The 12,501-nt window shown below is 47.8% G+C and carries 12 protein-coding genes; 10 read left to right on the forward strand and 2 right to left on the reverse strand.

The genetic code is table 11. The features are described from left to right. Positions 1 to 71: 71 nt before the first annotated feature. From ICL55_RS26205 to ICL55_RS26230, 6 genes are all read left to right on the forward strand, one after another. Positions 72 to 1,997 (forward strand): putative porin, encoded by a 1,926-nt coding sequence (locus tag ICL55_RS26205; protein WP_188103077.1) that lies wholly within the window; start codon positions 72 to 74, stop codon positions 1,995 to 1,997. A 182-nt stretch (positions 1,998 to 2,179) separates the two neighbouring features. Next, complete coding sequence (locus tag ICL55_RS26210; protein WP_188103079.1) at positions 2,180 to 2,575, forward strand: HYC_CC_PP family protein; 396 nt, start codon at positions 2,180 to 2,182, stop codon at positions 2,573 to 2,575. Positions 2,576 to 2,655: 80 nt separating this feature from the next. Continuing rightward, positions 2,656 to 3,201 (forward strand): heavy-metal-associated domain-containing protein, encoded by a 546-nt coding sequence (locus tag ICL55_RS26215; protein WP_188103082.1) that lies wholly within the window; start codon positions 2,656 to 2,658, stop codon positions 3,199 to 3,201. An 18-nt stretch (positions 3,202 to 3,219) separates the two neighbouring features. Further along, entirely contained in the window at positions 3,220 to 4,074 is an 855-nt protein-coding gene (locus tag ICL55_RS26220; protein WP_188103084.1) for a transporter family protein, read from the forward strand. A gap of 6 nt (positions 4,075 to 4,080) precedes the next feature. After that, positions 4,081 to 4,650, forward strand: a complete 570-nt coding sequence (locus ICL55_RS26225) for a helix-turn-helix domain-containing protein (protein WP_317166536.1) — start codon at positions 4,081 to 4,083, stop codon at positions 4,648 to 4,650. A gap of 254 nt (positions 4,651 to 4,904) precedes the next feature. Continuing rightward, entirely contained in the window at positions 4,905 to 6,578 is a 1,674-nt protein-coding gene (locus ICL55_RS26230) for a L,D-transpeptidase family protein (protein WP_188103086.1), read from the forward strand. A gap of 127 nt (positions 6,579 to 6,705) precedes the next feature. Here ICL55_RS26230 and ICL55_RS26235 read toward each other — a convergent pair whose 3' ends face one another. Both ICL55_RS26235 and icd read right to left on the reverse strand, forming a co-directional pair. Beyond that, positions 6,706 to 7,935, reverse strand: coding sequence for an NADP-dependent isocitrate dehydrogenase (locus tag ICL55_RS26235; protein ID WP_188103088.1), 1,230 nt, complete (start codon positions 7,933 to 7,935; stop codon positions 6,706 to 6,708). A 329-nt stretch (positions 7,936 to 8,264) separates the two neighbouring features. After that, complete coding sequence (gene icd / locus ICL55_RS26240; RefSeq protein ID WP_188103090.1) at positions 8,265 to 9,536, reverse strand: NADP-dependent isocitrate dehydrogenase; 1,272 nt, start codon at positions 9,534 to 9,536, stop codon at positions 8,265 to 8,267. A gap of 191 nt (positions 9,537 to 9,727) precedes the next feature. On the opposite strand from icd, the gene ICL55_RS26245 reads away from it, so the two are divergent. The 4 genes from ICL55_RS26245 to ICL55_RS26260 all read left to right on the forward strand — a co-directional run bounded on the left by ICL55_RS26245 (position 9,728) and on the right by ICL55_RS26260 (position 12,482). Next, positions 9,728 to 10,333, forward strand: coding sequence for an SGNH/GDSL hydrolase family protein (locus ICL55_RS26245; RefSeq protein WP_188103093.1), 606 nt, complete (start codon positions 9,728 to 9,730; stop codon positions 10,331 to 10,333). Positions 10,334 to 10,376: 43 nt separating this feature from the next. Beyond that, entirely contained in the window at positions 10,377 to 11,045 is a 669-nt protein-coding gene (locus ICL55_RS26250; protein ID WP_188103095.1) for an FAD-binding oxidoreductase, read from the forward strand. 296 nt (positions 11,046 to 11,341) lie between these two features. Next, positions 11,342 to 12,082: a LiaF transmembrane domain-containing protein gene (locus tag ICL55_RS26255; RefSeq protein WP_188103097.1), complete on the forward strand. Its 741-nt coding sequence runs from the start codon at positions 11,342 to 11,344 to the stop codon at positions 12,080 to 12,082. Positions 12,083 to 12,128: 46 nt separating this feature from the next. Further along, entirely contained in the window at positions 12,129 to 12,482 is a 354-nt protein-coding gene (locus ICL55_RS26260) for a DUF4288 domain-containing protein (protein ID WP_078671871.1), read from the forward strand. The last annotated feature ends 19 nt before the right edge of the window (positions 12,483 to 12,501 follow it).

Here is a 12,501-nt window from a genome sequence, read left to right on the forward strand (position 1 = left end):
CGTTTTGTCATTTTCGGATGAGGCAACTTCTTATTATCATAGCCCTGCTGTTAGCAGGTAGTCATTCCTTAATGGCACAGTTCAATACCAATCGTTTCGGTAATACCGGCGGTGGTGGCGGCTCCAGCAAAATGCAGCGCGACACGATGCATCACCATGAGGAACCAGACACCCTTACGCTGACTTACCGTTACCTGGGTGAGCCGACGGATTTTACCATCGACTCGTCTGTGGCCGATTTCAATATCGACTTCCTGAAAGTGCCGGCCAACTACATGACGCTGGGCAACAGCGGCGCGGCAGCCCGGAACATCATCTTCACACCGTTGATGAAACCCGGATTTGACGCGGGCTTTCATGCTTACGACATCTATGGCTTCAGCCACGCGAATGCCAGGTTCTATAGCACCAACCGTCCCTATTCTGAACTGAACTATCTTGTAGGTAGTAAACAGGAACAGGTGATCGGCGTTAGTCACACCCAGAACCGGACGGACCGTTTTAACTTCGCCTTTGACTATCGTAAGGTAAATGCTCCCGGTTATTACCGCTCGCAGACCACCAACCACGATACCTACCGGCTTACCGCCCGCTACCAGAGCAAGAATAAACGAGCCAATACTTATTTCAGCTTCTACTATAACAAACTCAATGGCGGGGAAAACGGTGGTATCAAAAGCGATACCTTTCTGGCAAACAGCCGATTCAAAAACCGCCAGAGTATTGATGTAAACCTCGGTAACCAGGAAGTTACCCAATATGCGTTCTTCGGTACTAAAATCCCCGTGAAATCACAATACCAGGAAACCGGATTGCTGATCCAGCAACAGTACGACTGGGGCCGCGGTGACACCATTCACATCAACGACACAACGGACTACTTCCGCTACCGGCCTATTTTCCGGGTGCAGTACACGTTCAACTTCCAGAATAACAACTACCAGTTCCTCGACAATAGCCAGGATACTTTTTTCTACACCCGGCATTATGGGTTTGACTTCTACAAAGCCGGCGATACCATCCAGGCAAAACATCAATGGAAAACAATATCCAATGACCTGTCACTGGTGCAGTTCCCCGTACTGGGCAACCTGGGGCACTTTATTAATCTCGGTGCCCGCTTCGAAAGTATTACCGGTACTTTCCTCGATGCAGACATCAACTTCACTAATCTGGCCCTGCATGGGGAATACCGCAACAAAACCCGCAACAAGCAGTGGGATTTCGCTGCCCGTGGCGAGTTCTATGTAGTGGGGCAGAATATCGGGGATTACAGTATTTATGGTAGTTTACGACGGCATATCAATGATCTGTTGGGCGATGTGAAGTTGTCGGTCAGCAACGTAAACCGGGAACCGTCCTACGTGTACAAGTTCTTCAATAGTAACCGTGACACCTGGTACAATAGCACTACCGCCAAGGAAAATACCACCCAGCTGCAGTTTGTGGCGGAAAACCCAAAACTGAAATACAGCCTGGCAGTGAACTATTTCCTGTTCACCAACTACACGTATTTCCAGGATTATTACCATAGTGCGCAGTCGCCCAACCTGTTTAATCTGCTGCAGGTGGTGTTCAGCAAGAAATTCACTATCCGTCCGTTCTCCTGGTATGCCGAAGTAGCCTTCCAGCAGCGCCACGGTGAAGGGCCGCTGAACGTACCGGCCATCTGGACACGGCACCGCTTTGCATTCGAGAAACTGTTGTACCGCAACCTGAACCTGATGACAGGCCTGGAATTCCGTTACAATACCTCTTATAATGCCGACGACTATTCACCGTTGCTCGGTCAATTTGTTTACCAGAACACTACCAAAGTGAAATACAACGCACCTGACATCGCTGCGTTTGCCCATTTCCGGATTAAGTCTTTCTCCGCGTTTGTACGCGCAGAAAACCTGAACGTGTTCTTTACACAAAACAATCATTCCGCTCCGCTGTATCCTTACAACAACTTCGATTTCCGATTGGGACTGCGTTGGTGGTTTATCAACTAATAAAGCTGCACCTTGTATCTGACAAAAGATACAAGGTGCGGGTATACCCTGTATGAAAGTTTGTGTTAGCCTGTCCCAGATCCTCCCTCCCGGGTTAATTGAATGTTAAAATAGCTGACGCTTCCGGAATTTGACAGCCGTCATGGTGAAAAACAATTTATTGTAGTATTTTTGTACTTGACATGAAACGTTTTTTCGCCATATTTTTTGCTGTCCTGTACACGCTGCTTACCAGCGGGTTCACGGTCAACGTGCATTATTGCATGGGCAAACTGGCATCCGTAAAACTGCAAAACGTCCCTGATGAGGACCAGTGCAAGCGATGCGGGCGGCCGGTAAAAAGTATGGACTGCTGCAAAAACGAGGTCAAATTCTGCAAGGTGACCACCTCCCATCAGGCGGCCAAAGCCCTGCAGCAGGATGCGCCGGTGACAATTGATCTGCAATTGCCGGTAAAAATCCTGCACACACCTTCGCTCTCCTCCTTACAGCTGCCTCCAGGCGGCTATCCGCATGAACCGCCGGATATAGGCGCTACTACGCCTGTTTTCCTCCGCAACTGTGTTTTTCTGATCTGATAACAGCTCCCTGTTACTGTTTTCCGCTGCGCGGAAACTTATAGGTATTGCTGTATTATTTTATTTATAAACTTCAGATCATGAAACTGTTATCCATTCTTTTAGTAGCATTTGGTATATCTTTTGGCGCTCAGGCGCAATATAAAAAAGCCAGTCTGCAGGCTTCCGGCCTCACCTGCGCCATGTGTTCACGTGCCACACTGGAATCTCTCCAGACACTGCCATTTGTGGACAAAATAGACACCGACCTCGACAACACTACTTTTATCCTGCATTTCAAACCAGATGCGGCTGTTAATATCGACGCGATCAAACAGAAAGTAGAAGACGCTGGTTTTTCTGTCGGTAAACTGGTGGTGACCGCCAGCTTCAGCGATGTAAAGGTGCACAACGACACGCATGTGCCTTTTGCGGGCAGCACTCTGCACTTTATGCATGTGAAAGACCAGGTATTGAACGGTGATAAAGACATCACCGTGATTGATAAAGATTTTGTTTCTGCCAAACAGTTTAAAAAATACGCAACTGAAACCACCATGTCCTGTTATAAAACAGGGGTAATGGCTGACTGCTGCACACCGCATGATGCCAAAGCATCCAAGAGGATCTATCACGTTACTATTTAATCCTTACGGTTTCAGTATATGCGCAAATTTTTAATGATGGCTGCGGCGCTCTTTGCCTTCAGCCAGGGAACAAAAGCACAGGAATTATACGTCAACACAGAGCCGGCCAGTAATATGCCGGCCAACTCGCTGGGCATCCGGCTGACCAACAAGTTCTTTAAAATGGAGCATGATGGTACCACCGGTATGCGGTTTGAGCCGGAGATCATGTGGGGTGTCAACAAAAAACTGATGGTGCACGCCATTGGTTATGCTGCCAATATGATGCAATCTTCTATCCGGATGGAAGGAGGCAGTGTCTATGCTAAATACCGCTTCCTGTCGCTCGACCAGCAGCATGCACACTTCAGAATGGCAGCCTATGTGAAAGGCTCCGTGATCGATAATCCTTATCTGCCGTCTACGCCAGCCACCAAAAAGCCGTATGCCAATACGGACATTGACCTGGAGGGCGCTACTTCCGGCGTGAGCGGCGGTATCATCGCCACACAGCTGCTGCATAAGCTGGCGCTGTCTACTACGTTGGGATATTCCCGTTATATGAACAATATAAAGGACAATATCCCGGAGGGATTCCCGAAAAATTCTGTAAATTATAGCCTGTCCGCAGGATATTTGGTGCTTCCGGTAAGATACAAGAATTTTAACCAGACCAATCTGAACCTGTATGTGGAGCTGTTGGGCAAAACCAATACAGACGCAGCAGGAAAAGGTTCCTATCTGGATATCGCGCCGGCGGTACAGTTTATTTTCAACAGCACTACCCGATTGGATCTTTCTTACCGCACGCAGCTCACCGGAGATATGGCGCGTAATTCATTCAATTCATTTATGGTACGTATAGAGCACAATATTTTTAACATTAAAAAATAAACCTGCGTGAAAACAGATCTGTTCATAAAAAATATGGTTTGTCCGCGCTGTATTAAAGTAGTCAAATCAGTGCTGGAAGCGGTTCCGCTGACCGTAGCCGACATTCAGCTGGGGAAGGCCACTGTGGATGGAAAGGTTACTGAACAACAATTGCAGGCAGTTTCAGTTGCTTTGCAGGCGGAAGGCTTTCTACTGATAGACGATAAAAAGCAGCAGCTGGTGGCTGCCATCAAAAACATCGTTGTAGAAACTGTCCACTATTCAGAGTTGGATGACATGAGAGAAAATTTCTCCTCGCTGTTGGCTGGCAAATTGCAAAAGGATTATCATTACCTGAGCAGCCTTTTTTCTGAAATGGAAGGGGTGACCATCGAGCAGTATATCATTCAGCAAAAAATTGAACGGGTGAAAGAACTGCTGGACTACAACGAGTTGAGTTTAAGTGAAATCAGTTATAAAATGGGGTACAGCAGTGTGGCGCACCTGTCGGCACAGTTTAAAAAAGTGACCGGCCTTACGCCCAGCCAGTTCAAGCAACTGAAAACACCCAAGCGTATTCCCCTTGATAAACTATAATTGTTAGAAGTTAGTTGTTTTAGTTTTAGTTGAAAGAGAGGCTACTGCTCACCGTAGCCTCTTCTTTAAAAATCCTTGGGAGATGAAAAAAGTATTATTGTCTGTCCTGAAATTCATACAGTCATTGTTCACCAAAAAAGAGTGTTGCCGTTAACAACATAGCTGGTGCCGATAGTCATTGTCCCGGAGCCATTGCTCCGGGATTTTTATTTTTGGCATGGAAATTATATATCTTTACCCATCGATTTTTTCAGATGAAGTACAAGATTCTTATTTTTAGTTTGTTGTGCGGCTCCGGAATGTGTTTGTTGTTAGCCTGTGGACATGGAAAGAAGCACGCAACCCCCAAAAAGAAACAAATTGTCGCCAACATCCGGCAGCTGGACGAAGTGGTAAAAGAGAGCATCACGGAACGGCTGTCCGCCATTCAGGACAACGATGGTTTGATGGAAGACAGTCTTCCCGCCTTCCGGCCTCAGGCCCTGCAGGACTTTTACAAGGAAAAGGAAAATGCCAGCCGCTGGTCGAAAGACGGTGTGCCCAACGCTGCTGCCGCCACCCTGATAGATGCTATCAAACAGGCGGAAGACGTAGGCCTCCTACCGGCGCATTACCACGAACCGGCGCTGAATACTGCCTGGCAGCAACTCAGCAACGACCCTGCGGCTAAAAAAGATGCCGCCTTGTGGGCGCGGATGGACGTAATGCTGACCGACGCCTTTATGAGAATGGCGTCTGACCTGCGTTTCGGAGCTGCGCCGCGCGACAGCGTGACGCTAAAAGCCGATTCCCTTTTCACCGACACACAGCTGACAGCCAAACTCCATCAGGCGCTGGAACAGGGCGAGGTAACAACCCTGCTGCACGACCTTGAACCTACCCATCCGGGGTATGTGGCACTGAAAGAAGGTATTCGTTCTTTCAAGGAAAAGTATGCGGCCTATCATTGGGATACGCTTCCGTTAAACTATACAGACACCCCTGCTTTCCGGCTGTTGGTGGTCGATCGGCTGGTGCAAAGCGGCCATCTGGACACTACCGGCAAACAGATAGACAGCACCCTGCTGAAAACCGGTGTAAAAGCTTTCCAGAAAGAATTTAACATCTACCCGGACGGCGTGCCTGGTAAACGGACCGTGATGGCGATGAACCGCTCGGTACACGACTGGGTGATGCAGGCGGCCGTAAACCTGGACCGCTGGCGCAAACTGCCGGATACGCTGCCCCGTCAGTATATCATGGTTAACCTGCCCGGCTATACGCTGCAGGTAGTGGATAGCGGCGAGGTGAAACTGGAATCGAGGGTGATTGTTGGTACACCCCGTACCCGCACACCCATCCTCAATTCCTATATGACCAACTTCATGTTGTATCCTTACTGGCGTGTGCCTTACAGCATCGTGTTTAAGGAAATGCTGCCTGCTATCAAGAAAAATGTCGGTTATCTGGCCGCTAAAAACCTTGAGGTGATCGATGCGTCCGGTAACGCCGTAGATCCGTCAACGATAGACTGGAGCAAGCTGTCCAAAGGACATTTCCCTTATGTGCTGCGGCAAATGGACGGACTGGACAACTCACTCGGCATTATGAAGTTTAACTTCCGTAATAAATACAGCGTATACCTGCATGATACCAATAACCGCGGGCTGTTTAAAAACTCCATGCGTGCCATGAGCCATGGTTGTGTGCGGGTGCAGCAGTGGGACAGCCTGGCGCAGTACCTGGTGGCATCGCCGGATACTTCCAATCACAAAGGAGACAGCATTCGGGTATGGATTGAGCGGGAGGAAAAACGACAGATAGACCTTACCCGTCGTATCCCGATTTATTTCCGCTACTTCACTGCAGAAGGTAAAGAAGGCACACTGGTATTTTACGATGATATCTACGGAGAAGATAAGGTAGTGCGTAAACAAATGAAACTGTAGATATTTAGGCATTTAGCTATTTTATTATTTTGATATTAAAAACGCAGCGAAGACCATCCGATATAAGGTGATCTTCGCTGCGTTTTTAATATCAAAATAATAAAATGAAAAAATAACTAAATGATAGTTATTTCGCCAGTTTCGCTTTCAGGGCTTTGTCCAGCTCTTCCAGGAATTCTTCTGTATAGAGGTAGTGTTTGCCGTGTTCCACTTTGTTACCGTGGATACAAACTGCGAGGTCTTTGGTCATTTTACCACTTTCCACCGTTTCGATGCAAACTTCTTCCAGTGCCTGACAGAAGTTGATCAGTTCCTGGTTATTGTCCAGTTTACCACGGAATTCCAGACCGCGGGTCCATGCGAAGATGGAAGCGATAGGGTTGGTGGAAGTTGGTTTACCGGCCTGGTGGTCGCGGTAGTGGCGGGTAACGGTACCGTGAGCCGCTTCAGCTTCCATGGTTTTACCATCAGGGGTAACCAGGGTGGAAGTCATCAGACCGAGGGAACCGAAGCCTTGTGCAACGGTATCGGATTGAACGTCACCATCGTAGTTTTTACAAGCCCAAACAAAGTTGCCGTTCCATTTCAGGGCAGAAGCAACCATGTCATCGATGAGGCGGTGCTCATAGGTGAGACCTGCAGCATCGAAAGCAGTTTTAAATTCCTGCTGGTAGATTTCTTCAAAAATATCTTTGAAACGACCATCGTATTTTTTCAGGATGGTGTTTTTGGTGCTCAGGTACAGCGGCCATTTTTTCATCAGGGCCTGGTTGAAACAAGCGCGGGCGAAGCCTTTGATGGATTCGTCGGTGTTGTACATCGCCAATGCCACGCCGTCGCCTTTGAAGTTGTATACTTCGTGTTCGATCACTTCACCGTTTTCACCTTCAAATTTGATAGTGAGTTTGCCTTTGCCTTTGGTCACAAAGTCAGTAGCGCGGTATTGGTCACCGAAAGCGTGACGGCCGATGCAGATAGGAGCAGTCCAGTTAGGCACGAGGCGCGGCACGTTTTTCATCACGATGGGCTCACGGAATACAGTACCATCCAGGATGTTACGGATAGTGCCGTTCGGTGATTTCCACATTTGTTTCAGGTTAAATTCTTTTACGCGGGCTTCATCAGGAGTGATAGTAGCGCATTTAATCCCTACGCCTGTTTCGCGGATAGCGTTAGCTGCATCAATAGTTACCTGGTCGTTGGTCGCATCACGATGTTCCATGCCCAGGTCAAAATATTTGATTTCTACGTCCAGATATGGAAGTATCAGTTTGTCCTTAATGAATTTCCAGATGATCCGTGTCATCTCGTCTCCATCCAGTTCTACCACCGGATTAGCTACTTTAATTTTTGACATTACGGTTTTTTTTAAAAAATTAGATTAAAAGCAACAAAAACGAACAACTATTCAAGCAAGTCCCTAAAAGGGATAATCACGAAAAATACAAATAGCTGGGAAAATTACAAAACATTTTCATAAGATGGGCACGCAAAGGCGCTAAGCAGCAAAGCAGCAAAGGGAAAAATAATGATAAAATAAGAAAGCAAAGAAGAGAAGACCACTTTTGTTGATGATGTTATTATATAATATAACCAACAAAAGAGGGTCCGCTTCTTTGCTTTCTTAATTAGTATTATTGTTTAAAAAACCTTTGCTTCTTTGCTGCTTAGCGCCTTTGCGTGAAACTAGTGTTGCATTTGTTTGATCACTTCGTCCGCGAACTCGCTGGTTTTTACCAGGGTGGCGTCGTCCATCAGGTTGTAGAAGTCGATGGTAACGCGTTTGCGGGCGATGGCAGTGCTCAGGCCATGCACGATAATTTCGGCAGCTTCTTTCCAGCCCATGTATTCGAGCATCATTACCCCGCTGAGGATAACGGAAGACGGGTTCATGGTGTTGGTGTTAGCGAAGCGTGGTGCAGTACCGTGGGTAGCTTCGAACACGGCGTGACCGGTGAGGTAGTTGATATTAGCGCCGGGAGCGATACCGATACCACCTACTGCAGCAGCCAGTGCGTCGGAGATATAGTCACCGTTGAGGTTCAGGGTAGCTACTACAGAGTAATCCTGAGGAGCCAGCAGTATCTGTTGCAGGAAGTTGTCCGCGATCACGTCTTTGATCAGCAGTTTACCTTCTGCGATAGCTACTTTCAGCGCTTTATTGGCAGCTTCTTCGTTCTGTTCTTTTTTGGTTTGTTCCCATTGTTCCCAGGTGTACACTTTATCACCAAATTCTCTTACCGCCAGTGCATAGCCCCAGTTTTTGAAGCCACCTTCGGTGAATTTCATGATGTTACCTTTGTGTACGAGGGTAACGGAAGGACGTTTGTGCTCGAGTGCATACAGGATGGCAGCGCGTACCAGTCGCTCGGTTCCTTCGATAGACACCGGTTTGATGCCGAGGGAAGAAGTTTCCGGGAAACGGATTTTTTTCACGCCCATTTCATTCTGCAGGAAGTTGAGCAGTTTTTCACATTCAGGCGTACCTGTCATGTATTCGATGCCGGCATAGATATCTTCAGTGTTTTCGCGGAAGATCACCATGTCTACTTTCTCAGGATGTTTCACCGGAGAAGGTACTTTGTTGAACCAGCGTACAGGCCTTACACAGGCGTACAGGTCCAGCTCCTGGCGCATAGCCACGTTCAGGGAACGCATGCCACCACCTACCGGGGTAGACAGCGGGCCTTTGATAGACACCAGGTAATCTTTCAACGCATCCAGCGTTGCAGCAGGCAACCATTCGCCGGTTTCCTGGAAGGCTTTTTCGCCTGCCAATACTTCTTTCCATTCAATTTTCCGCTCGCTACCATAGGCTTTTTCCACAGCTGCGTCGAATACACGGACGCTGGCTTTCCAGATATCCGGACCAATTCCGTCGCCTATAATAAATGGTATGATTGGGTGGGTAGGGACCTGTAACAGGCCATTGTTCATCGATATTTTTTCTGCCGGCATAAAACGGTTTCTTTATGCGTTAACTTAATTGTTGTAATCGGGTGCAAAGGTACGGCATTCCGGTTTAAGGCGGGTGAACTTTCTGCTTAATTCTATGTGAAAAAGAGGGTGTATATAACTTTTTGCTTATGTTAAGATTAATGTTATTTTGCTGTTCTTTTTTTTATCATCACAAAACCGCAGATACCCTTATGGTCCCATATTCTTTCCTGGCGCTGGGTGACAGCTATACTATCGGTGAAAGCGTAGCGGAAACGGAGCGTTTCCCGGCGCAGACCGTTCAGTTGCTCCGGGCCAAAGGCATCACGATCAATGACGCTAAAATAGTGGCGACCACCGGCTGGACAACAGACGAACTGGAGAAGGGGATCCGGGAGGCCCGTATTACCGGTACTTTCGACCTGGTGACATTGCTCATTGGCGTGAATAACCAGTACCGTGGCCGTAGCCTGGAGGAATACAAGGCACAGTTTACCCAACTGCTGCAGCAGGCCATTGATTTTGCCGGTCACCGCCCGTCACATGTGGTGGTGCTTTCCATCCCCGACTGGGGTGTGACGCCTTTTGCGGCAGACCGTGACCAGGCCGCCATTGCCCGGGAAATAGATGCTTTTAATGCTGTCAATAAAACCATTGCGGCCGGGCTGGGTGCCCACTGGCTGGACATTACCCCCTATACGCGCGAAGCTGCGCAGGATGCCTCCCTGGTGGCTACCGATGGTCTGCATCCTTCCGGGAAAGACTATGCCCGCTGGGCCGCAGATCTGGCGAAGCTGTCTGCAGTGATACTGCGTTGAGCAAAAAATATCCTATATTCATATCTAACTGAAAACCTACTCTATGGAAAGCCATATCGTTAAAGTATTATCGGTAACCCCTGTCACGCACAACGTAAGACGCTATAAGGTAGAAAAACCTGAAGGATACACGTTTGTCCCCGGTCAGGCTACAGAAGTGGCCGTGAACAAGCCCGGATGGGAAGATGAACGCCGTCCCTTTACCTTTACCAGCCTGAATGAATGGGACCACCTGGAATTCACCATCAAAAGCTATCCCGATCATCACAGCGTAACCGACCTGCTGGGGCATATTCAGCCGGGCGACAGCCTTATCCTGCACGACGTCTGGGGGGCTATCCAATATAAAGGTGAAGGTATTTTTATTGCCGGCGGCGCCGGCGTTACCCCTTTCATCGCCATTTTCCGCGACCTGCAACATAAAGGACAACTGGGCAACAACAAGCTGTTTTTCTCCAACCGTACCTACGCTGATATCATTCTGAAAGAAGAATTTCAGGAAATGCTGGGTAACAACTTCATTAATACCATTACCCGGGAAGAAGTGCCCGGTTATGACCATCATATTATAGATGAAGCATATTTGAAACGGAAGATTTCCAATTTTGATCAGCATTTCTATATCTGTGGCCCTGATCCGATGGTGCAACAGCTTCGGGAAGTGCTGGAAAAACTCTCCGGCAAGGCCGATCTCGTAACAGTCGAAATCTAGCTTCTCCAGGTTCCCCGGGACTAAAGTCCTGGGCTACAATTAATATTCTGATGGAGAGATGGCAACGATTAAATTTATCATTAATACCTGATGAAATTCTGCCACATGTGAAATCCTGCAACACGGCTCAGGACTTAGTCCTGGGGGTTCCCGGGATGGCCGAGGCCACTTTCGCCGGTCTTTTCCTGCTTTTTACCGGTAAAACCGCATTTTTAGCCTAATGGAGCTTTTACAGCCGCTTCTGTCGTCCTACTTTTGCATTGTTAAAACATTCCAGCAATGAAAACAACAAGACAATGATTAAAGATGATTTTGTCGCCAGAAGAAAAAGAGGACGCGGTATTGGCGGTATTATCCTTATCCTCATAGGTACTTCCCTGCTGTTGCAGCGGTTAGACCTGGATATCCCGGGCTGGGTGTTCTCCTGGCAGATGATCCTGATCGTAATTGGCCTGGCATTGGGCTTCAAACATAATTTCAGAGGTGGTCCCTGGTTTGCCATGATGGCGGTAGGCGGCATCTTCCTCGCCGGTGAAATCCTGCACTGGCCTTACAACACCGCCAAGTTTATCTGGCCGGTTGTATTGATCGCCATCGGTATCACCGCATTGTTTAAGAGACACAACGACGGGTATTTCACTGATGCAAGATATTTCGCGAAAGACCGCACCAGCAGCGACATTTCTGCCGATGACGATACCATCAACATCTCATCCTGTTTCAGTGGCCTCGAAAAGGTGGTCACCTCCAAAAACTTCAAAGGCGGCTATGTCTCCAATGTATTTGGCGGTACAGACCTCAACCTGATGCAGGCGGACATCAACGGCACCGTGACACTTGAAGTGACCGCTATCTTCGGCGGATGTGAAATTGTAGTACCGGCCAACTGGACCGTGAAAGTAGACATCTCTACCATTATGGGCGGCGTAGAGGAAAAACGTCCTTCCGCTCTGCTGGGAAGTATTGATAAAGACAAAGTACTGCTGCTGAAAGGCTCCTGTATTTTCGGTGGAGTGGAGATCAAAAGCTTCGCCTAAGGAACTTTACAGCGCATTATCTTACCAACTTTTTAAATCTTATTGTATGTATTGGTTTGTTGCTAAAGTAGTTTATCAGATCATTTGCGGTAATGGCAGTCATACACCGCAATTCGATGAACAGTTGAGACTGATCAGCGCCATCTCTAAAAAAGAGGCCTGGCAGAAAGCAAGGGAAATCGGAATGCAGGAACAATATGCCTTCAAGAACCAACAACAGGAACTGGTACAATGGAAGTTCATCAATGTACCTGAAGTATATACCCTTGATCAACTGACAGACGGCATGGAGCTGTATTCCCGCATAGAAGAGCCGGGAGATCCCAATTCCTACATTGCCTGGTTGCAGATGAAATCTGCCCAGCTGCAGGGACAACAGTATATTGAAGTGAACGTTTAAAACGGACAAAAAGCGCGCT

This window comes from Chitinophaga varians (genome assembly GCF_014529945.1).
Taxonomy (GTDB): Bacteria; Bacteroidota; Bacteroidia; order Chitinophagales; family Chitinophagaceae; genus Chitinophaga; species Chitinophaga varians.